The sequence below is a fragment of the Streptomyces sp. NPDC050743 genome (genome assembly GCF_044456925.1).
Taxonomy (GTDB): Bacteria; Actinomycetota; Actinomycetes; order Streptomycetales; family Streptomycetaceae; genus Streptomyces.
Window position 1 is genome coordinate 31,702 of record NZ_JBITGJ010000062.1, and the last position, 21,024, is coordinate 52,725.

Here is a 21,024-nt window from a genome sequence, read left to right on the forward strand (position 1 = left end):
CTCCTGCCACTGACAGTCACCCGGCCGGCGGCTCCAGGCGCTTGTAGTACAGGCTCGTCGGGCGCAGCTCGCCGCCCGGGCTCTCCGCGTAGTCGGGGATGACGCCGGCCCGGGTCCAGCCGGCCGAGCGGTAGAGGTGCTCGGCGGGGCTGCCGGTCTCGGTGTCGAGGTGGAGCAGGGTGATGCCGGCGGCCGCGGCGGCGTCCTCGGCGGTGGTGAGGAGCCGGCGGCCGAGTCCCTGCCCGCGCGCGCAGCGGTGCACCATCAGCTTCACCAGTTCCGCGCGGTGGCGGCTGTTCGGCTTGTCGGGGTGGACCAGGCTCACGGTTCCGGCCGGGCGGCCGGTGCCGTCCAGTGCCGCCCAGACGGCGAGCCGGCCCGCCGCGCTCGCCTCGGCCCGCTCCCGCCACCAGGCGGTGGCCTCCTCGTGCGTGAGCGCCGCGAGGAAGCCGACCGAGGCGCCACCGGCCACGGTGTCGGTCAGCAGATCCGCCAACTCGCCCGCGTGGTCCCGCAGTTGCGCGGCGTTCCAGCGCTCCACCCTCACGGCCGCACCACCGCCAGCACATACCGTGCCTCGACGGGGCCGGCGCAGCGGAACCGGGTGGGGCCGAAGACGCGCATCCGCAGGCAGTCTCCGGGGTCCAGGTGGTGGACCTGCTCCCCGTCGGTCACCTCCAGGGCGCCGTCGAGCACCCACAGATGCTGTTCCAGACCGGTCACGGGCGGGCGGTCGTAGGCGATGTCGGCACCCGGTGCGAGCCGGCCCTCGACCAGTTCGCCGCGGAGCCCGGCGTGCGGCGGGGACACCGACCGCCGGACGAATCCCGAGTCACGGTCCTCCCAGATCTGCTGGTCGGCGGCCCGGACCAGCGGCGCGGGTGCCGCCTCCACCTCGCTGAGCAGCTGGGACATGGTGCGGCCGTAGACATGGCAGAGCCGGTTCAGCAGGGAGGCGGTGGGGCTGATCTCCGCCCGTTCGGCGCGCGAGAGGGTGGACCGGCTCACCCCGCTGCGCTCGGCCAGCTCCCCCAGGGACCAGCCGTGCCCGGCGCGCAGCTCGGCGAGGCGGGCGCCGAGCCGGGCGTCGACGGGCTCCGGAGCCGGTGCGACCTCGCCCTGTTTCATATCAGGGATGTTATGCCATATCTGAGACAGACTCCAGGGCTCCGGAGTTCTCTTCACTGCCGCCCGCCGAACGCCGCGAGCGTCCGCTCCAGCATCGGCAGCGCCCGCACCACCCGGCGCGAGCGGATCAGCAGGTCCCAGGCGGGCTCGAACTTCTTCCAGCCGCCCGCGTAGGCAAGGTGCCGCAGCCGCTCGTGCCGGCCCGGCTGCGCCGCCGAGCCGCGCCAGATGCTGGACCAGCGGTAGAAGTCGCGGTAGGCCCGCCAGTAGCCGTCCTCCAGCTGACGCGGTGTCATGCCCTTGGGCTGGTAGACGACATGGCGGGTGTCGTACAGGTCCCAGTCGCGGTGCGTGATGCGTCCCTCGGACTCCAGCTGCCTCCACAGCCCGGTCGACGGATACGGCGTCATGATGTGGAAGGTCGCCGTCTCGATGCCCTGCTCGACGGCCCACTCCACGGTGCGGTCGAAGACGTCGGGGCCGTCCTGGTCGAGCCCGAAGACGAAGCTGGCGTTGACCATCACCCCGGCGTCGTGCAGGCGTCGTACCGCGGCCGCGTAGTCGGTGCCGATGTTCTGGTTCTTGCGCCGTTCGGCGAGGTTGGCGTCGTTGACCGTCTCGAACCCGACGAACAGGCTGCGCAGGCCCGCCTCCACCGCCCGCTCCAGCAGGTCCGGTTTGAGCACGGAGTCGACCGTGCCCGCCGCCTGCCACAGCCGGCCCATCCCCTGCATCCCGTCGAACAGGGCCTCGGCGAAGCGCCGGTTGCCCAGCAGGTGGTCGTCGAGGAAGTAGAGGTGACGGCCGGGCAGGCGGTCGATCTCGGCCAGGGCGTCGTCGACGGCCTGGGTGTAGAAGGACTTGCCGCCCTCGAAGAAGGCGTCCTTGTAGCAGAAGTCGCAGTGGTGGGGGCAGCCCCGGGACACCACGATCGAGTTGGGCACGAGGTAGAGGTGCCGCTTGATCAGGTCGCGGCGCACCGGAGGCAGTCCGGCGAGGGTGCGCCGGGTGGAGTCGTAGCGGCGGGCCGGTACGCCGTCGCGGAAGTCCTTCAGGAACAGCGGCCAGGTGTCCTCGCCGGGCCCGGTGAAGACGGTGTCGGCGTGGGCCGCGGCCTCGTCGGGCAGCGAGGTGACGTGCAGACCGCCCATGGCGACATGGACGCCCCGGGCCCGGAAGTGGTCGGCTATCTCGTAGCTGCGCCGGGCCGAGGTGATGTACGGCTGCACCACCAGGAGGTCGGGGGTGTCCAGGGCCGCCGGGTCGATGCGCTCCACGTGTTCGTCGTAGAGCGTGACCTCGTCGTCCGGGTCGAGGTAGCCGGCCAGGGTGGCCAGGCCCAGCGGCGGGAACAGCGAGTACTTGATGGGCCTGAACAGCGGGCTGGTCGCTTCGGTCAGGGCCGGGAGGATCATCGTCACACGCATGACCTCCCAGACTGCGTGCGGCCGATGGCCGGTTCCCTACGCCAGGGCCGCCTTCCGCAGCGCGTCCAGCACCGGGCGGATCAGCGGGTGCCCCTCGGCGCCGCGTCGTACGGCGGCGAAGACGCGGCGGGTCGGGGCCACGCCGTCGACGGGGCGTACGACGACGCCGGTGAGGTCCATGCCGTTCAGCGCGGAGCGCGGTACGAGCGCCACGCCGGCGTCGGCCGAGGCGAGCGCGACGACGGCGCGGAAGTCGTCCGAGGAGTGCTCCAGGCGGGGCTGGAAACCGGCGCTCTCGCAGGCCAGGACGACCACGTCGTGGCAGGGGTTGCCGGGGTACGGGCCGATCCAGGGGTCCTTGGCCAGCTCGGCGAGGGGAACCTCGGCGGCGTCCGCGAGGCGGTGGCCGACGGGTACGACCGCGTCGAACGGCTCGGCGTAGAGCGAGACGTGGGTGAGCCGGGGGTCGTCGGCGGGCGGGGCGCCCCGGTACTCCACGGCCACCGCCACGTCGACCTGCCGGTCCAGCACCATGGGCAGGCTCTCGTCGCCCTCGGCGTCCTGCACGCGGATGCGGATGCCGGGCGCGGAGTGGGCGAGCCGGGCCACGGCCGGGGCCACGACCTGCGCGATGCCGGTCGCGAAGGCCGCCACGGTGACCGTGCCCGCCTCGCCCGAGCCGTAGGCGGCCAGCTCGGCCTCGGCACGCTCCAGCTGGGCGAGGACCGCGTTGGTGTGGCCGAGCAGGATCTCGCCGGCCGGGGTGAGCCGTACGCCCTTGGCGCTGCGCTCGACCAGGCGGTGGCCGGTCTCCTGCTCCAGCGCCGTCAGCTGCTGGGACACCGCCGACGGCGTGAGGTACAGCGCGGCGGCCGCCGCGGTGACCGTGCGGTGGTCGGCCACCGCACGGAGGATGTGGAGCCGCCGTGCCTCGATCATGCGGTCAATTATCGCAAGGCGTCCGCCCCGCTCAGGCCGTCAGCTCGGCGCGGGCCGCGACGAAGGCGTCGACCGCGCGGTTGACGTCCTCGGTGGAGTGCGCGGCGGACAGCTGGACGCGGATGCGGGCCTGGCCCTGCGGGACGACCGGGTAGGAGAAGCCGATCACGTACACACCCCGCTCCAGCAGCAGCTCGGCCATGCGGCCCGCCTCGGCCGCGTCGCCGATCATCACGGGGGCGATGGCGTGGTCGCCGGGGAGGACGTCGAAGCCCTCCTCGGTCATCCGGCGGCGGAACAGCGCGGTGTTCTCGCGCAGCCGGACGCGCAGGTCGTCGGCGGACTCCAGCAGGTCGAGGACCTTCAGGGAGGCGGCGGCGATCACCGGGGCGAGGGTGTTGGAGAACAGGTACGGCCGGGAGCGCTGGCGCAGCAGGGCGACGATCTCGGCGCGGGCGGCGACATAGCCGCCGGAGGCGCCGCCGAGGGCCTTGCCGAGGGTGCCGGTGATGATGTCGACGCGGTCCATGACGCCGTGCAGCTCGGGGGTGCCGCGGCCGGTCGGGCCGACGAAGCCGACGGCGTGCGAGTCGTCGACCATGACCATCGCGTCGTAGCGGTCGGCGAGGTCGCAGATCTCGCGCAGCGGGGCGACGTAGCCGTCCATGGAGAACACGCCGTCGGTGACGATCAGGCGGCGCCGGGCGTCGGACGCCTCCTTCAGCTTCGCCTCCAGGTCGGCGAGGTCGCGGTTGGCGTAGCGGAAGCGGCGGGCCTTGGACAGGCGGATGCCGTCGATGATGGAGGCGTGGTTGAGGGCATCGGAGATCACCGCGTCCTCCTCGCCGAGCAGCGTCTCGAAGACACCGCCGTTGGCGTCGAAGCAGGAGGAGTACAGGATCGTGTCCTCCTGGCCGAGGAACGCCGAGAGCCGGGCCTCCAGCTCCTTGTGCACCTCCTGGGTGCCGCAGATGAAGCGGACCGAGGCCATGCCGTAGCCCCAGCGGTCGAGGGCCTCGTGGGCGGCGGCGATCACCTCGGGGTGGTCGGCGAGGCCGAGGTAGTTGTTGGCGCAGAAGTTGAGGACCTCGCCGGGACGGCCGCCGGCGGTGACGTTCACGGTCGCGGACTGCGGGGTGCCGATGACCCGCTCGGGCTTGTGCAGACCGGCGGCGCGGATCTCGTCGAGGGTGGCGCGCAGGTCGTCGCGGACGGTGTCGAACATGGGGAAGCTCCTGAAAGTGCTGGCGCGGCTGGGGATTGACGTCGCTTACGCGGTCCAGTCGAGGATGACCTTGCCGCCCTTGCCGCTCGCGGCGTCGGCGAAGGCCGCCTCGAAGTCGCGGTAGCCGTACCTGCCGGTGATCACGGGGGCGAGGTCCAGGCCGCCCTCCAGCAGCACCGACATCGCGTACCAGGTCTCGAACATCTCACGGCCGTAGATGCCCTTGATGGTGATCATCGAGGTGACGATCCGGGACCAGTCGACCGGGAACTCCTGGGCGGGCAGGCCCAGCATGGCGATACGGCCGCCGTGCGTCATGTTGGCGATCATGTCCCGCATGGCCTCGGGACGGCCGGACATCTCCAGGCCGATGTCGAAGCCCTCGCGCAGGCCCAGCTCCCGCTGTCCGTCGGCGATGGTGGACTCGGCGACGTTCAGGGCGAGGCTCACACCGATCTTGCGGGCCAGGTCCAGGCGCTCCTCGCTGACGTCGGTGATGACGACGTTGCGGGCGCCCGCGTGCCGGGCCACGGCGGCGGCCATCAGGCCGATCGGGCCGGCGCCGGTGATCAGCACGTCCTCGCCGACCAGCGGGAAGGACAGCGCGGTGTGCACGGCGTTGCCGAACGGGTCGAAGATCGCGGCGACGTCGAGGTCGACGGGGACCCGGTGCACCCAGACGTTGCCCGCGGGCAGGGCGACGTACTCGGCGAAGGCACCGTCCCGGCCGACGCCGAGGCCGACGGTGGCCCGGCACAGATGGCGGCGGCCGGCCAGGCAGTTGCGGCACTTGCCGCACACCAGATGGCCCTCGCCGCTGACCCGGTCGCCGATGCGGATGTCGCTCACGTCCCGGCCGGTCTCGACGACCTGCCCGACGAACTCGTGCCCGAGCACGAGCGGGGTCCGGATCGCCTGCTGCGCCCAGCCGTCCCAGGCCCGGATGTGCAGGTCGGTGCCGCAGATACCGGTCCGCATGACCTTGATCAGTACGTCACCCGGGCCGATCTCGGGCTCCGGGACGTCCGTCAGCCAGAGCCCGGGCTCCGCCTTCTCCTTGACCAGCGCCTTCACGCGTGCGGCTCCTGTGGGTGAGGTCCCGGCCCGCGGGCATGCGTAAGGAGCCCGCACCGGGTCAGAGGGGTGGAATCACCCTGCAATCTGCCGTATGCGCGGGCCGCGGGTCCATCGAGCTTTTCTTAACCGCCGCCTCAGCTTTCCTTCACGCCCCAGGTGCCGGCGGCGATGGCAGGCCCCGGCCCGTCACAGGGGCAGCCCGTCCTCGGCGCTCCGTTCGAGTCGTACGACGAGGTCGGCGGCCAGCGCCTTGACGGTCTCCAGTACCGATCGGCCCCAGACCCGGGGCTCGGTGTCGGCCGCGCACACGGTGCCGAGCACCATGCCGGAGCTGTCGATGAGCGGGGCGCCCAGATAGGACCGGATGCCGTACTCGTCCACGACGGGGTTCCCGGCGAACCGCGGATAGTCGCGGACGTCCTCGAGCACCAGTGCCTTGCGGCGGACCACCACATGGGGGCAGAACCCGTGCTCGCGCGGCAGGACCCGGCCGAACTCCGGCCTGCTGCCGTCCTCCCTGAGCAGGGGGGCCACGGGGACGCACAGGCCCGCGAAGAACTGGTGGTCCTCGCCGACGAAGTTGACCATGGCGTAGGGCGCGCCGGTGAGCCGGGCGAGATGGTCCGCGAAGGCGTCGAGCGCCGGGTCGGGACGGTCCGCCAGGCCGAGCAGGCGCAGTCGGTGGACGCGGGCGGGGGCCTCCTTGTCCTCGGGGGTGAGCAGCAGACCCCGGACCGGCCGGGGCGGCTCGTAGGTCATGGCCGGGCTCCAGCGCTGTGGGCGTACCTCATGGGGGAACTCCGTGGGCGATAGTGCGGGATCACATGTGGGCGCCGTGGCTCGGCGCGGTCGCCGGGGCGTGGGCGAGGAGGTGGCGTACGAGGGTGAGCAGGGTCTGCACGCCGGAGGAGGAGATCCGGGCGTCGCAGCGGACGACGGGGATCTCGGGGTCCAGGTCGATGGCGGCACGCACCTCCTCGGGGTCGTAGCGGTAGCCGCCGTCGAACTCGTTGATGGCGACGATGAAGCCGAGTCCGCGTTCCTCGAAGAAGTCCACGGCCGCGAAGCAGTCCTGGAGCCGGCGGGTGTCGGCGAGGATCACCGCGCCGAGCGCGCCCTCGGACAGCTCGTCCCACATGAACCAGAACCGCTCCTGCCCCGGGGTGCCGAACAGGTACAGCACATGGTCCGGATCGAGGGTGATCCGGCCGAAGTCCATGGCGACCGTCGTCTCCATCTTGTTCTCGACGCCGTCGAGACTGTCCGTGCCGACGCTGACCGTGGTGAGCAGCTCCTCCGTGCTGAGCGGCGCGATCTCGCTGACCGCTCCCACGAAGGTCGTCTTGCCGACCCCGAACCCGCCCGCCACCAGGATCTTCAGCGCGGTCGGGAACGGGTCAGAGCTGTCGTCGTAGTCCATCGAGCACTGCCTCCAGCAGAGACCGGTCAGTGGGTGTGTGGTGGAAAACGGGGGGCTTGGTGGTCAGCGCCTGGCAGTCGACGAGGTCCGAGAGCAGCACCTTGGTGACCACCGCGGGCAGCTTCAGATGCGCGGCGACCTCGGCGACCGAGACGGGGGCCCGGCACAGGTCGAGCGCCTGGGCGTGCTCGGGGCCGAGATAGCCGAGCGGGGTGACGCCGGTGGCCATCACCTGTGACATCAGGTCCAGGGCCACGCTGGGCTCGGTGCGTCCGTTGCTGACCGTGAACGGGCGCACCAGCCGTCCGGCCGCGTCGTCCAGCCAGGGCCCGTCGCCGGCTGCGGCCACGCTCAAGGCCTCGTCGCCGTGGGTTCGACGGCTTGCTGCCGGGGGGCGGTCACCAGGTAGGGGCGGACGCTCTTGACGAGCATCGCCATCTCGTAGCCGAGCACGGCGGCGTCGGCCTCCCGGCCCGCGAGCACGGCGAGGCAGGTGCCGGAGCCGGCGGTGGTGACGAACAGCAGGGTCGAGTCGAGCTCGACGACGACCTGGCGGACGTCCCCGCCGTCGCCGAACCGGACGCCCGCGCTGCGGCCGAGGGAGTACAGGCCGGAGGCCAGGGCCGCCATGTGGTCGGCGCTGTCGATGTCGAGGCCGTGCACGGACTTCACCAGCCCGTCGCAGGACAGGAGCACCGCGCTGGTGGTGTGCGGTACGCGCTGCACGAGGCCGCTCAGCAGCCAGTCGAGGTCGGATGCGTGGGCGGTCGGCGCATCGCTCGCCATGGTGGATCGACTCCTTGGGGTACGAAGGTCTGCGGGAGCGCTGGCGGTTGAGGGTGCGTGGTCGGAGGTGGGGGGTGGGCACGGTGCGGGCGTCAGCCGGCCGGGGCGCTCCCGTCGGGCCGGCCGGCGCCACGGGCACCGTCGGATGTGGGCGCGTGGGTGCGCCCCTGGGATATCGGGGTGGGGTCTCTGTGGTCGGAGGCCATGTGGTCTGAGCCCATGTGGTCCAAGCCCACGTGAGCCGAGCCCATGTGCGCCGAGCTCGTATGGTCTGAGCCCATGTGGTTGGGCGGCGCAAGCGGTGGGTCGGTGAACTCCGCTGCGGCGGGCAGAAGGTGATGGTCCGTCATAGGCGTGGTATAGGCGGCGTCCTGGGCCTCCATGTGCTGCTGCGCCTCGGCGAGTCCGATCCCGCGCTGGAAGGCCGCCATCAGCCCCGGGTCGTGGCCCGCGACGGCGTCGCCGTCCTGGCGGGGTGCGGGACCGCCGCGCAGTTGGGGGACGATGTGCTCCTGGGCGCGGCGGCGGGGCAGTCGGGGCTTGTTCATGGTGCCGCGCACGGTGTCGGCGCGCGGTGTGGGCAGGATGCCCGCGTGCGCCTCGACCGCCGCCCGGTCCCCGGCGCCGATGCCGGGCAGGGCCTCGGAGGGGTTGGGCCGGTCCTGCCGGGCGCCCCGCACGGGCAGCGGCGCGAGGCCGCCTCCACTCTGACCAGCATCACCGCTCTCGGTGCCGCGCCGTACGACCTCGCTCCCGGCGCCGCTCCCCCCGCCACCGTGCTGGGCGTGCCGCCGCGGCCCCGTCACCTGGGCGTGTCCGCCTCCGGAGCCGGCCTCGCCCGCGGAGGCCACCAGCGCGCCTCGCCCCGCCACCGCCCCGGAGTCGGCCGTGGCGTCGGCCTCCGGCCCGGTACCGCCGTACACGGGGCCGGCACCCGCGGGTCGCGGTCCCGGCACAGGAACCGGCCCGGATGCGGGCGCCGGCACAGATCCCGGCACCTGCCCCAGCCCGGACCCGTGCCCCTGGCCCTGCACCGGCCCACCGGTCTGGCCCTGAAGACGCACCCGCGGCGAGGCACCGGTGTCCGCCGGATCCTGCGGCGGCCGGTGCACGCCCGCCCCGTCGGCCGCGCCGGCCACCCCGGGTGCCGTACCCAACAACGCCTGCGGGACGACGAGTACGGCCTGCACACCGCCGTAGATGTTGGTCTGCAGCCGCACATGGATGCCGTGCCGCCGCGCGAGCTGGGAGACGACGTAGAGGCCGATGCGCCCGTCTGCCAGCAGGCTGGCGACGTTGACCTGGTCGGGGTCGGCGAGCAGGGCGTTCATCCGGTTCTGTTCGCCGACCGGCATGCCGAGCCCGCGGTCCTCGACCTCCACGGCGAGCCCGGAGGTGACGAGGTTGGCGCGGAGCAGCACCTGGGTGTGCGGGGCGGAGAACACCGAGGCGTTCTCGATGAGTTCGGCGAGCAGATGGATGACGTCGGCGACGGCGTGGCCGCGCAGTTCGCCGTCGATCGGCGGCACCAGCTTGATCCGGGAGTACTGCTCGACCTCGGCGATGGCGGAGCGCAGCACCTCGGTCATGCTGACCGGGTTGCTCCACTGGCGCCGGGAGACGGCGCCGCCGAGCACGGCGAGGTTCTCGGCGTGCCGCCGGATGCGGGTGGCCAGGTGGTCGACGTGGAACAGGCCCTTGAGCAGGCCGGGGTCCTCGATCTCGTTCTCCAGGTCGTCGAGGATCGAGATCTCCCGGTGCACCAGCGACTGCAGCCGGCGCGCGAGGTTGACGAAGACCTCCAGCTTCTGCTCGCTGCCCGCCTGGCTGGAGAGCTGGGCGGGGGGGGGGGGGGGGGGGGGGGGGGGGCGGGGGGGGGCGGGCGGGGGGGGGGCGCCCCCCCCCCCCCCCCCCGGGCCAGGTCGGCGGCGAGCAGGTCGAAGTCGTCGGCGTCCTCGGGCGGCCGGCGGCGCGGTGCGCGCTGCGGCGGGGCCTCGCCCTGGCGCAGCGCGTCGACCAGGGCGTGCAGGTCCGCCTCGCCGCGCGCGGCGGTACGGCACAGCGCGTCGACGCGGTCGGAGACCGAGCGGGCGGCCCGGTCGGCGGCCACGGCGGCGATCAGGACGCCGGCGACGGCCACGGTGACCGCTCCGCCGACCACACCCCACAGGACGGGGCCGGTGCGGGCGCCAGTGGCGCGGATGCTGTACAGGACGGCGGCGGTGGCGCTGAGGGCGACCGCGAGCGGCGGCAGCACGGCGAGCCGCATGAGCTGGGGCCGTATGTGCGTCTCGGGCAGTGCGGGAGCGGGTCGGGCGCCCGGTCGCCCGTGCCTGCCGCCCTCTCGGCGGTCGGCACGGGTGGCCGGTGCTCGGAGGTGAGACATCTGCGTCCTCGTACTTGTCCGTCGGGCTGCCATCCGGCCACCGACGGTAGTCGCCTCCCCATCATGTGCGGGGGGCAGTTGACAAAGTCCCGCAGGATTGGTCCCGCTCTGGTATGAGCTCTCGCACGACAGACCGATTAGCCAGTCATGCAAGGGAATTGAACTCGAAACACATCGATACGAGTCGCGCAGAATCGATCAGGGCGGCGTGATCACCATCTGGACATTCCGCACATCCGACGACCTGGGCCGCCTGCGGATCAGGCGGGCGGATTGTTACAGAGAGTATCTGCTTTGGCCTTGACTGAGTCGTGTCACGCAGGCCTTCCGTGCCGTCGGCGCGGCGGCGTCACCGCTTGGCGGGCGGCTCCGCCACGAACGCGCCGACCGAGCGCCAGGTGCGCCGCAGCTCCCCCGAAACGCCGCGCCACCACGCCTCCGCCGGGAGCTTGCCCGCCGGCTCGAACGGCTCACCCGGGCGGGGCAGGGCCACCGCCTGGCCGGCCTCCTCGGCCGCCTCCTTGGTCCACTCGCCCGGCTCGGCCCAGGCGTGCGGGGCCAGGTTGAAGGTGCCCCAGTGGATCGGCAGCAGCGCGCCGTGGGGTGCCCCGCCCTGCAGGTCGATGTGGGCGCGCAGGCCCTCCTCGGGGGTCATGTGGATGTCGGGCCAGAACTCGCTGTACGCGCCGATCTGGATCATCGTGGCGTCGAACGGGCCGTGGTCCGCGCCGATGTCCTTGAAGCCCTCGAAATAGCCCGTGTCACCGCTGTGGTAGATCCGGTGCTCCTCGCCGGCGACGACCCAGGACGCCCAGAGGGTGTGCTGGGTGTTGCGCAGGGCGCGGCCGCAGAAGTGGCGGGCGGGGGTGGCGGTGAGGGTGAGTCCGCCGACCCGGGTCGACTCGTGCCAGTCCAGCTCGCGCAGCCGGTCCGGGGAGACGCCCCAGTGCTCCAGGTGGGCGCCGACGCCGAGCGGCACGGCGAACAGGGTGTCCGTGCCGGCCAGCGCCTTGATGCTGGGCAGGTCCAGGTGGTCGTAGTGGTCGTGCGAGATGACGACCACGTCGACCTCGCCGAGCGCGGCCAGCGGCAGCGGCACGGGGTGCAGCCGCTTGGGTCCGGCGAAGGGGAACGGGGAGCAGCGCTCGCCCCAGACGGGGTCGAACAGGATCCGGTGGCCGTCGATCTCTGCGAGGACGCTGGAGTGGCCCATCCAGGTCAGCCGCAGTCCGGTGGCGGGCGGCTTGGCCAGGTCGGCGAAGGTGGTGGGATGCACCGGGACGGTGCCCCTCGGGGCGCGCAGGGGCCGGGTGTCCTTGTCGAGGAACACCTTCGCGAGGTCCAGCGTGGAGCCGGAGGGCCGGGTGCGCGCGGTGCCGCCCGGGTTCTGGAAGACGCCGTCCTTGAAGTGGGGGGAGCGGCGGATGCGTGCCAGGCGCTCACCGCCCGGTTCCGCGCCGAAGGCCGCGGGCCGCAGGGCGCGGAGCCCGGAGCTCGAGGAACGCAGTCCGGTCACGGATACCTCCCGGTGAAGTGGGTGAGGCTCCCCATTATGGTCGGCGCCTCCGACAGCCCGGTCCGGCCGGGGTACCACCCGCGGGCCCGGGAGCACGCTACTGAACCTCCGTTCAGCACGTTGACAGGGCGCGGACCGGCTCCGGATACTGACTCACGATTCAGTAGAGCCCTGTCCGGCGCCCTTCGCCGACCACCGTCCGCGGCCGCCTTGGAGGCACCATGTCCGACCTCCCCACCGAGCTGGTCCCGCTCCGCCCCGAACAGCGAGACGTCGTCGATCTCGCCCGAGCCTTCGCCCGCGAGGAGATACGGCCACGCGCGCGTGCCGTGGACGAGGCGGACGTGGAGACGCCCTGGGATCTGTGGCGCAAGGCCGCCGGGGTCGGCATCACCGGCTTCATGCTGCCGGAGGAGTACGGCGGGGGCGGCTTCACGGACGTCTTCACCCAGTGCCTGGTCCAGGAGGAGCTGTGCGTGGGCGACCTCGGCATCGGCAACCTGCTGTGCTCCAACGGCTTCTTCGCCGACCCGGTCCTCGAACTCGGCACCAAGGAGCAGAAGCAGGAGTGGCTGACGCCGCTCACCGGCCCGGACACCCCGATGACGGCCCTGGCGACGACCGAGCCCGGCGCCGGATCCGACGCCGCGTCGATCGTCACCACCGCGCACCGCACCGCGGGCGGCTACCGGCTGCGCGGCCAGAAGGCGTGGATCTCGAACGCGGGCGAGGCCGACAGCTATGTGGTCTTCGCCAAGACCGACCCCACCCGGCGCTCGCGCGGAGTCAGCGCGTTCCTGCTGCGCAAGGGCACCGAGGGCATGACCTTCGGCGAGCCGATGCGCAAGATGGGGCAGCGGGCGATCGTCTGCCGGGAGATCTTCTTCGAGGACGCGTTCGTGCCCGAGGAGCACCGGCTCGGCGCCGAGGGCGAGGGCTTCGTCGGGCTGATGCGGACCTTCGACATCTCCCGTACGGTGCTGGGCGCGGCGGCGACGGGAGTGGCCCGGGCGGCGTACGAGTACGCGCGCGACTACGCCCGTGAGCGGCGGCAGTTCGGCAAGCCGATCATCGAGCACCAGGCGGTCGCCTTCCGCCTCGCCGACATGCGCACGCGCGTGGAGCAGGCACGGCTGATGACCTGGCGGGCGGCCCGCCGGCTGGACGCGGGTCTGGAGGCGACCGCCGAGGCCGCGATGGCCAAGCTGACGGCGTCGGAGACGGCCGCGTACTGCACCTGGGCGGCCGTGCAGACGCTCGGCGGCTGGGGCTACTCGCGGGAGTTCCCGGTGGAGCAGTGGATGCGGGACGCCAAGCTGGAGGAGATCGAGGAGGGCACCTCCGACATCATGCGGCTCATCATCGCGCGGAGCCTGTGATGGGCGCTGCCGCCCGGCCGGGCCCCCAGGACGCCTCCGGCGGCCTCCTGACCGGCGGACAGGCCCTCGTACGGGCCCTGCGGGCGCACGGCGTGAGCCGGGTCTTCGGCATCCCGGGCACACACAACCTGGAGGTGTACCGGCACCTTCCGGCCTACGGCATCGAGCATGTGGCGCCCCGCCATGAGCAGGGTGCCGGGTACGCGGCCGACGGGTACGCGCGCGTGACGGGCCGTCCGGGTGTCGTGCTCACGACGACCGGGCCCGCCCTGCTGAACGCGGCGGCCGCCGTCGGCGAGGCCTACGCGGACAGCGTGCCGCTGCTGGTCGTCTCGCCGGGCATGCCGCTCGGCCATCCCCGGCTGGCCACCGGCGCGCTGCACGAGATGCGCAGTCAGACCGAGGCCCTGCGCGGCGTCGCCGCGTTCAGTCACCGGGTCTCGTCGGTCGCGGAGATCGACGCGGCCGTGGCCCGGGCGTTCACCCTGTTCCGCACCCGGCGCCCGCGCCCCGCGCACATCGAGGTGCCGCTGGATCTGCTGACGGCCGCTCAGGTGCTGGGGCCCGTCCGGCGTGCCCCGCGCACCCCACCCCCCGCGCCCGAACCGGAGGCCGTACGGCAGGCCGTCACGGCCCTGTGCGGGGCCCGTCGCCCCGCGCTGGTGCTCGGCGGCGGAGCCGTCGGCGCGCGGGCGCAGTGCCGAGCCCTCGCCGAGCGCCTTGCCGCGCCCGTCGTGACCACGGCGGCCGGCAAGGGCACCGTCGCGGAGACCCATCCGCTGTCCCTCGGCGTGTCGCTGCACAGCCCCGCTGTGCAGCGGTGGCTCGCCGCACGGGACGTCGTCCTCGCGGTCGGCACGGAGCTGTCCGAGTCCGACTTCTGGACCGTCCCACCGCCGCTGGACGGCACGCTCGTACGCGTCGATCTCGATCCGGACCAGATGTACGCGGGCGCGGCGGTGGACGTACCCCTCGTGGCGGACGCGCGGCTCGCCCTGGAGGCGCTGCTGGCGGAACTGCAGGGCGACCGTCACGCACGCGTACCCGTGAACACGCCGCACACGCGCGTGGCCGACGAGGTGGCCGCGCTGCGCGCCGCGCGGGACGCCGAGACCGCCGCGCGGGACGCCCGCTGGATCCCGTATCTGCGGGCGGTGCGCGAGGTGCTGGCGGCCGACGCCGTCATCACCTCCGACAGCGCCCAGTGCTGCTACTACGGCGCCCTCCCCCACCTCCCCGTCGGCCCCGAGGGCCGGTATCTGCACCCCACCGGCTTCGGCACCCTCGGCTACGCGCTGCCCGCCGCGCTGGGCGCCAAGGTCGCCGAGCCGCGCCGGCAGGTGCTCGCGCTGAGCGGGGACGGCGGACTGCAGTTCACGGTGCAGGAACTGGCGACCGCCGTACAGCTCCGACTGCCGTTGCCCATAGTGGTCTTCGACAACGGCGGCTACGGCGAGATCCGTGACGAGATGCGGGCGCGCGGCGACGTGCCGGCCGCCGTGGACCTGGCACCGGTCGACCTGCCCGCCCTGGCCCGCGCCTACGGTGGACACGGCACGCGCGCGTGCGACCCGGCCGCACTGGCGCGCGCCCTCACCGAGGCCCTCGACCGGCCCGGCCCCACCCTGATCACCGTCCCCGAGGAGACCCCATGACCGCTCCCGCTCCCCTGCTGTCGCTCGTCTGGACCGACCACGTCACCGGCCGCCAGGGCTTCCTGGTGGTGGACCGGCTGGTGCGCGGCGTGGCCAGCGGCGGGCTGCGGATGCGCCCCGGCTGCACGCTCGAGGAGGTGGCGGGGCTCGCCCGCGGCATGACGATGAAGGAGGCCCTGCACTACGACCCCGAGGCGCGCTATGTACCCCTCGGCGGGGCCAAGGGCGGCATCGACTGCGATCCCCAGGATCCGCAGGCGTACGGGCTGCTGGTGCGCTATCTGCGCGCCATGCGGCCCTACATCGAGAGTTTCTGGACCACCGGCGAGGATCTCGGTCTCACCCAGGACCTGGTCGACCGCGCGGCGGCCGAGGCGGGTCTGGTCTCCTCCATCCAGGCCGTGTACCCGCTGCTGGACGACGAGGCGGCGGCCCGCGAGCGACTCGCGGACGCCTTCGCGGTCGAGGTGGACGGCATCGGCCTGGACGAGCTGGCGGGTGGCTGCGGGGTCGCCGAGTCGGTGCTCGCGGCGCTGGACCGGGCGGACGTGCCGTACGCGGGCGCCCGGGTGGCGGTGCAGGGGCTCGGCACGATGGGCGGGGCCACCGCGTGGTTCCTCGCCCGCGCGGGGCTGACGGTGGTGGCGGTCGCCGACATCAAGGGCACCATCGCCAATCCCGCCGGGCTGGACGTCGAGGCCCTGCTGGCCGCACGGGACGGCTACGGCACCGTCGACCGCCGTGTGCTACGCCCCGGCGACCGCGAACTGCCCGGCGACGCCTGGCTGTCCGCCGACGCGGAGGTGCTCGTGCCGGCGGCGGTGTCGTACGCGATCGACACCGCCAACCAGGACCGGATCCGCGCCCGCTGGATCGTGGAGGCCGCCAACATGCCCGTGCTGCCGCAGGCGGAGGAACTGCTGGCCGCGCGCGGGGTCACCGTGCTGCCGGACGTGGTGGTCAACTCCGGGACCAACGCCTGGTGGTGGTGGACGCTGTTCGGCGACATCGGCGCGGACGCCGAGGAGGCCTTCGCGTACATCCGGCGCTCGATGCGCGCCCTGATCGAGCTGGTGCTCGCCCGCGCGGAGGCCGACGGCACGACTCCGCGTGCGGCCGCCCACGCGCTGGTGACCGACCGCCTGCCGGTGATCGCGGACCGCTTCGGGTGGTACCGGTGACGGGGCCCGGCGGGCCTTCCCCGGCCGCGGGCGCCGGCGGGCCGCGCACGGACGCGCTCTTCGACCCCGCCTCGGTCGCCGTCGTCGGCGCCTCCGCGCAGCCCGGGAAGTGGGGCTACTGGCTGGCCAAGGGGGCGCTGGCGGGGCGGGGGCGGCGTGAGGTGCACCTGGTGAACCGGCGGGGCGGGAGCCTGGACGGCGTGCCGTTCCGCGCCGGGCTCACCGGGCTCGCCTGCGAGCACGTCGTGGTGGCCGTGCCGCCCGCTCAGGTCCGGACCGTGGTGACCGAGGGCCTGGCGGCCGGTGCCCGCCACTTCACCGTCATCACCTCCGGCGGGGACCCGGCCGAGGAGCGCGCGCTGGCCCGCGAGATAACCGACCGGGGCGCCCGGCTGCTCGGGCCCAACTGCATGGGCCTGGTCGACACGGGCAGCGAACTGCGGCTCAGCTGGGGCGAGTTCCCGGTGGGCGCGGTGGGACTGGTGTCGCAGAGCGGGAACCTCGCCCTGGAGATCGGCCGGCTGCTCGCCCGCGCGGGACAGGGCTTCTCCCGGTTCGTCTCGCTCGGCAACCAGCGGGACCTCGACGCGGCGGAGGCCCTGGAGGCGCTCATCGGGCACGGGCCCACCCGGGTTCTCGCCGCCTACGTGGAGGACTTCCGCGACGGCCGCCGTCTCGCGCGGGTGCTGGAGGCCGCGCACGCGGCGGGCAAACCGGTGCTGCTGCTCACGGTCGGCCGCAGCCCCGCCGCCGCGGGCGCCGCCGCCTCCCACACGGGCGCGCTGGTCAGTTCGTACGACACGGTGGCGGCCGTCTGCCGGGACAGCGGTGCGCTGCTGGTGGACTCGGCGGGCGAACTGGTGGACACGGCAGTGTGTTTGCTGGCCGCGCCGGGGTGGTTGACCGGTCGGGGCGAGCGGGGGCGGAACCATGCCGGTGGGCAGACAGCCGGTGGCAAACACCTGTTGGCCGACAGTGGTGGGCAGGAGCAGCAGGCGGGGGCCGGCGCTGGTGGGCCGACGGGCGGGGGCGAACGCCTGTTGGCCAACGCCCGTTGGCGAGGCGGCGCGGACCAGAAGCGTCCGCCAGGAGTCAACACCCGTCGGCAAACGCCCGGTGACCAACACCCGTTGGCCGACATTCGTTGGCACGCGCCGGCCCGCGTCGCCGTAGTAGGGGACAGCGGCGGTCAAGGAGCACTCGCCGCCGATGCGTTCACCGTGCGCGGGGCCGAGGTGCCGGCGTTGTCGGCAGCCACCGTACGCCGCCTCGCCGAGGTACTGCCGCCCGGTGCCGGCTGCCGCAACCCCGTCGACCTGGCCGGTGCGGGCGAGGCCGATCTCGGCAGCTACGCGCGCGTGGCCGGGACACTGCTGGACAGCGGGGAGGCCGACGCGGTCGTCCTGACCGGCTACTTCGGCGACTACGCGAGCGCCGACCCCCAGCGCACGGCCCACGAGTGCGAGGTGGCCGGCGCGCTCGCCGACGCCGCCGCCCGTACCGGACGCCCGCTGCTGGTGCACACCATGGCCCGCGACACCCCCGCCCTCGCCGTCCTGCGGGAGCGCGGGACACCGGTGTACGAGCGCATCGAGCAGGCGGCCACAGCCCTCACCGGCGCCGTACGGCTCGCCGCCGCGGCGCCGACCGACCCGCCGCCTCTGCCCCGCCCCGCGCCACCCGCCCCCGACGGCGGTTACGAGACCGTCCGCGCCCTGCTCGCCGCCCATGGACTGGACTTTCCCCAGGCGGAGTTCGTGACGGATTCCGAGGAGGAGGCGGTCGCGGCGGCGCGGCGCGTGGGCTTCCCGGTCGTGCTCAAGGCGATGGGCCTCGCGCACAAGACGGAGGCCGGCGGGGTCGCGCTGGCGCTCGCCGACGAGGACGCCGTACGCGCGGCTCTGGCCCGGATGCGCGCGTCCACCGGCGCCGCGCGCTACGCCGTCGAGGCCATGGCGGCGCCGGCGCACGCCCACGAGCTGATCGCCGGTGTCCGGCACGACCCGGCGTTCGGCCCGGTCGCCCTGGCCGGCATCGGCGGCGTCACCGCGGAGCTGCACGCCGACACCGCACTCGCCCTGGCCCCGCTCACCCCAGCACGCGCGCGTGCGCTGCTGCTCGGGCTGCGCCACGCGCCCTTGCTGACCGGCTGGCGCGGCGCCCCGCCCGTCGACCTGGAGGCCGCCGCGGCCGCCCTGTGCGCCATCGCCCAGGTCGCCGCCGCCCACCCGGAGTTCACCGAGCTGGAGGTCAACCCGCTGCTGGTGCACCCGGGCGGGGCCCTCGCCCTGGACGCGCACGCGGTCGTTCGGGGCACATGAGAACCCATCGGCCTATAATGGACTGACCAGTCCACTTTATGGAGGCCGACATGGGCGGGAAGCTGACCGCGAAGGGGAGGGCGACGCGGAACCGGATCGTCGAGGGTGCCGCCGCGGTGCTCCGGGAGCGGGGTGTCGCCTCGGTGACGCTGGACGACGTCATGGCGCGGACGAGCACCAGCAAGAGCCAGCTGTTCCACTACTTCCCGGCCGGCAAGGACGAACTGCTCCTCGCGGTGGCCCGGTTCGAGGCCGACCAGGTCATCGAGGACCAGCAGCCCTACCTCGGCTGCCTCGACTCGTGGGGGGCCTGGGAGCGGTGGCGGGACGTGGTCGTCGAGCGGTACGAGGCGCAGGGGGACCAGTGCCCGCTCGGGTCGCTGTTCCTTCAGATCGGGCGCTCCACCCCCGGAGCGCGGGCGATCGTGATCGAACTCATGCGCCGCTGGCAGGAGAGCCTGGCCGCGGGCATCCGGGCGCTGCAGGCCACCGGCAGGCTCCCCGCCGATCTCGATGTCGACGTCAGGGCCGCGGCACTGCTGGCCGCGATCCAGGGGGGTGTGTCGATCCTGCTGTCCACGGGCGGGTCGGCCCATTTGCGCGCCGCCCTCGACCAGGGGATCGCGGACCTGCGCAGCGCGGGCCGCACCGCGGGGTGAGAGGCGTACCGGTCCCGGATGTCAGCCGGCGATGACGGCGGTCGTGGTGCGCCCGCCGTCGACGTCCAGGACGATGCCGTGCACGAAGGAGGACTCGTCGCCGGCCAGGTACACGGCCGCGTCGGCGATGGCCTCGGGGGTGCCCATGCGCCCCGCCGGAGTGCCCTTCATCATCACCTCGGCGGGGTGCGTCGTTCCCGGTTCGGGCGTCAGCACCACCCCCGGGGAGATCGCGTTCACCCGCACGCCCCGCGGCCCGAACTCCGCCGCCCACGCCCGCGTCAGCGTCTCCATGGCCCCCTTGGTGGAGCTGTAGAGGGCGCCGATCGGCACGCCCAGGCGCGCGATCCAGGACCCCAGGTTGACGATCGCTCCGCCGCCGGCCTCCACCATGGCCGGTGCGACGGCCGCGGTCAGGAAGAACGGGGCCTTCACATTGACCGCGTAGACCTGGTCGAAGGTCTTCTCGTCGGTCTCCGCCGTGGTGTCACCGGGGTAGATGCCGGCGTTGTTGACCAGGACGTCGATACGGCCGCCGAGGACCCGTGTCGCCTCCTCGGCCAGCCCCTGCGAGGCGGCGGCGCTTCCGTCCAGGTCGGCCCGGACGAAGTCGGCGCGGCCGCCACGGGCGCGGATTCCGTCGACCACCTCCTTGCCGCGCCCGGCGCTGCGGCCCGAGACGACGACATGCGCCCCCTCGGCCGCGAAGGCCTCCGCGATCGCCCGCCCAATGTTGCTGGTCGCTCCGGTCACCAGTGCTGTCCTGCCCGTGAGCCGCTTCGGCATGGTCCACTCCGTCGCCAGTCGATCCTGTTGAACCCGAACGACCGGACGGCATGCGGCCGCCGGCCGGACGGGGCCCCGGACTGCCGGGGCAGGTGCCACTGTGCGGCGGCAAAAATGGACTGGCAAGTCCAAAAATGGCGAGCGGAGGCCGGTCCACAAGGCGTGGTGCGGGCCGCTACCCCTTCTCCCTGCGGGTTCGCGCCCCCGCCGCGTAGAACCCCAGCCCGATGGCCACGAAGAGCACCAGCGGAACGACCTGGCTGAGGGTGTAGGCCGCGCGTTGCCCGGCGAAGGACTGCGGCAGCGAGTCCGCGGGGTTGCCGCCAGTGCCGAACCAGCCGACCCCGAAGCCCGGCCAGATCAGCACCACGACCGTGAAGGCCACGAAGGCGGTGGCGAGGCCGCTGACGAGACGGGCGCCGAGCAGCCCGCCGGGGACGGCGTAGGGGCGAGGCACGTCCGGGTGCTTGCGGCGCAGGACGGCGAGGCTCGGGAAGGTGATGACGTATGAGATGAACGTGGTGCAGATGGTCAGGCCGAGGCCCGCCGCGAAGTACTTCTCGCCGTCGCCGCCGGTGAGGTTGAGGGCGGTCACGAACAGCGCGGAGGCGAGGACGGCGGAGAGCAGGTTCACCCGCACCGGGGTGCCGTGCCTGGCGGAGATGCGGCCGAGCCAGGCGGGACCGGCGCCGTCCGCGCAGGCCACGGCCTGGGCACGGTGGGCGCCCATGGCCCAGGTGACGCCCGAGGTGAGCAGCCCGACGATGAGTCCGGCGGCCGCGATCCCGCCGCACACCGAGCCGAAGCCGGTGAGGGTGACCGTGCCGTCCGCGGCGATCGAGCCGCCGTAGACCGTGAAGACGGCCTTGCAGGCGTCGATGAACCCGCCGAGGCTGCCGATGCGTTCACCGGGCAGGACGAACAGGATGCCGAGGATCGGGCCGCCGTAGAGCACGAGCGCGGCGAGGCCCGAGCGGAGGATGGACAGCGGGATGTCCCGGCGCGGGTTGCGCATCTCCTCGGCGGCGGAGCTGGGGAGTTCGAAGCGTCTCTAATCAGCTAAGTGGACCTATGCGAACCGTAAGGTCTGGCAAGGGTTCTGCCCATCTGGGCGGGGATGCGTGAGCGTGGAGGTGGAA

18 protein-coding genes and 1 pseudogene are annotated in these 21,024 nt (G+C 73.4%); 5 read left to right on the forward strand and 14 right to left on the reverse strand.

Features of this window, described 5'->3' with window-relative positions; all coding sequences use genetic code 11:
* Nucleotides 1-16: 16 nt before the first annotated feature.
* The 12 genes from ACIBJF_RS37560 to ACIBJF_RS37615 all read right to left on the reverse strand — a co-directional run bounded on the left by ACIBJF_RS37560 (nucleotide 17) and on the right by ACIBJF_RS37615 (nucleotide 11,904).
* On the reverse strand, nucleotides 17-547 hold the full coding sequence (locus tag ACIBJF_RS37560; protein WP_399180726.1) for a GNAT family N-acetyltransferase: 531 nt from the start codon (nucleotides 545-547) through the stop codon (nucleotides 17-19).
* Complete coding sequence (locus ACIBJF_RS37565; RefSeq protein WP_399180728.1) at nucleotides 544-1,128, reverse strand: helix-turn-helix domain-containing protein; 585 nt, start codon at nucleotides 1,126-1,128, stop codon at nucleotides 544-546. The genes ACIBJF_RS37560 and ACIBJF_RS37565 overlap by 4 nt, the downstream gene beginning before the upstream one ends.
* A gap of 53 nt (nucleotides 1,129-1,181) precedes the next feature.
* The gene (locus tag ACIBJF_RS37570; RefSeq protein WP_399180730.1) at nucleotides 1,182-2,555 is read right to left on the reverse strand and encodes a B12-binding domain-containing radical SAM protein; all 1,374 of its coding nucleotides are present in this window, start codon (nucleotides 2,553-2,555) and stop codon (nucleotides 1,182-1,184) included.
* Nucleotides 2,556-2,591: 36 nt separating this feature from the next.
* Nucleotides 2,592-3,494, reverse strand: a complete 903-nt coding sequence (locus ACIBJF_RS37575) for a LysR family transcriptional regulator (RefSeq protein ID WP_399180732.1) — start codon at nucleotides 3,492-3,494, stop codon at nucleotides 2,592-2,594.
* Nucleotides 3,495-3,525: 31 nt separating this feature from the next.
* Complete coding sequence (locus ACIBJF_RS37580) at nucleotides 3,526-4,719, reverse strand: glycine C-acetyltransferase (RefSeq protein ID WP_399180734.1); 1,194 nt, start codon at nucleotides 4,717-4,719, stop codon at nucleotides 3,526-3,528.
* A gap of 45 nt (nucleotides 4,720-4,764) precedes the next feature.
* Complete coding sequence (tdh, locus tag ACIBJF_RS37585) at nucleotides 4,765-5,793, reverse strand: L-threonine 3-dehydrogenase (protein ID WP_399180735.1); 1,029 nt, start codon at nucleotides 5,791-5,793, stop codon at nucleotides 4,765-4,767.
* A 189-nt stretch (nucleotides 5,794-5,982) separates the two neighbouring features.
* Nucleotides 5,983-6,555 (reverse strand): GAF domain-containing protein, encoded by a 573-nt coding sequence (locus ACIBJF_RS37590; protein ID WP_399180738.1) that lies wholly within the window; start codon nucleotides 6,553-6,555, stop codon nucleotides 5,983-5,985.
* A gap of 61 nt (nucleotides 6,556-6,616) precedes the next feature.
* The gene (locus tag ACIBJF_RS37595) at nucleotides 6,617-7,216 is read right to left on the reverse strand and encodes a GTP-binding protein (protein ID WP_399180739.1); all 600 of its coding nucleotides are present in this window, start codon (nucleotides 7,214-7,216) and stop codon (nucleotides 6,617-6,619) included.
* Nucleotides 7,194-7,565 carry a DUF742 domain-containing protein gene (locus ACIBJF_RS37600; RefSeq protein WP_356311176.1) on the reverse strand — a complete coding sequence of 124 codons (372 nt, stop codon included), beginning with the start codon at nucleotides 7,563-7,565 and terminating at the stop codon, nucleotides 7,194-7,196. The genes ACIBJF_RS37595 and ACIBJF_RS37600 overlap by 23 nt, the downstream gene beginning before the upstream one ends.
* Before the next feature lie 2 nt (nucleotides 7,566-7,567).
* Nucleotides 7,568-8,002 carry a roadblock/LC7 domain-containing protein gene (locus tag ACIBJF_RS37605; RefSeq protein ID WP_351808030.1) on the reverse strand — a complete coding sequence of 145 codons (435 nt, stop codon included), beginning with the start codon at nucleotides 8,000-8,002 and terminating at the stop codon, nucleotides 7,568-7,570.
* 92 nt (nucleotides 8,003-8,094) lie between these two features.
* Complete coding sequence (locus ACIBJF_RS37610; protein WP_399180741.1) at nucleotides 8,095-9,765, reverse strand: sensor histidine kinase; 1,671 nt, start codon at nucleotides 9,763-9,765, stop codon at nucleotides 8,095-8,097.
* A 972-nt stretch (nucleotides 9,766-10,737) separates the two neighbouring features.
* Nucleotides 10,738-11,904, reverse strand: coding sequence for an MBL fold metallo-hydrolase (locus ACIBJF_RS37615; RefSeq protein WP_399180742.1), 1,167 nt, complete (start codon nucleotides 11,902-11,904; stop codon nucleotides 10,738-10,740).
* A gap of 221 nt (nucleotides 11,905-12,125) precedes the next feature.
* Between ACIBJF_RS37615 and ACIBJF_RS37620 the strand changes: the two genes are divergently transcribed.
* From ACIBJF_RS37620 to ACIBJF_RS37640, 5 genes are read left to right on the forward strand one after another with little or no spacing between them, the layout of a single operon-like run.
* Nucleotides 12,126-13,283 carry an acyl-CoA dehydrogenase family protein gene (locus tag ACIBJF_RS37620; RefSeq protein ID WP_399180743.1) on the forward strand — a complete coding sequence of 386 codons (1,158 nt, stop codon included), beginning with the start codon at nucleotides 12,126-12,128 and terminating at the stop codon, nucleotides 13,281-13,283.
* Nucleotides 13,283-14,938 carry a 5-guanidino-2-oxopentanoate decarboxylase gene (locus ACIBJF_RS37625; RefSeq protein WP_399180745.1) on the forward strand — a complete coding sequence of 552 codons (1,656 nt, stop codon included), beginning with the start codon at nucleotides 13,283-13,285 and terminating at the stop codon, nucleotides 14,936-14,938. Before ACIBJF_RS37620 ends, ACIBJF_RS37625 begins: the two co-directional genes overlap by 1 nt.
* Nucleotides 14,935-16,119, forward strand: coding sequence for a Glu/Leu/Phe/Val dehydrogenase dimerization domain-containing protein (locus tag ACIBJF_RS37630; protein ID WP_399180747.1), 1,185 nt, complete (start codon nucleotides 14,935-14,937; stop codon nucleotides 16,117-16,119). The genes ACIBJF_RS37625 and ACIBJF_RS37630 overlap by 4 nt, the downstream gene beginning before the upstream one ends.
* Nucleotides 16,116-18,440 carry an acetate--CoA ligase family protein gene (locus ACIBJF_RS37635; protein ID WP_399180749.1) on the forward strand — a complete coding sequence of 775 codons (2,325 nt, stop codon included), beginning with the start codon at nucleotides 16,116-16,118 and terminating at the stop codon, nucleotides 18,438-18,440. The genes ACIBJF_RS37630 and ACIBJF_RS37635 overlap by 4 nt, the downstream gene beginning before the upstream one ends.
* Before the next feature lie 50 nt (nucleotides 18,441-18,490).
* On the forward strand, nucleotides 18,491-19,099 hold the full coding sequence (locus ACIBJF_RS37640) for a TetR/AcrR family transcriptional regulator (protein WP_399180751.1): 609 nt from the start codon (nucleotides 18,491-18,493) through the stop codon (nucleotides 19,097-19,099).
* 21 nt (nucleotides 19,100-19,120) lie between these two features.
* Here the strand turns inward: ACIBJF_RS37640 and ACIBJF_RS37645 are convergent, their stop codons facing one another.
* Nucleotides 19,121-19,885 carry an SDR family NAD(P)-dependent oxidoreductase gene (locus tag ACIBJF_RS37645; protein WP_399180753.1) on the reverse strand — a complete coding sequence of 255 codons (765 nt, stop codon included), beginning with the start codon at nucleotides 19,883-19,885 and terminating at the stop codon, nucleotides 19,121-19,123.
* A gap of 175 nt (nucleotides 19,886-20,060) precedes the next feature.
* Nucleotides 20,061-20,918: pseudogene (locus ACIBJF_RS37650) on the reverse strand (APC family permease); the annotation flags it as partial.
* Between the last annotated feature and the right edge of the window lie 106 nt (nucleotides 20,919-21,024).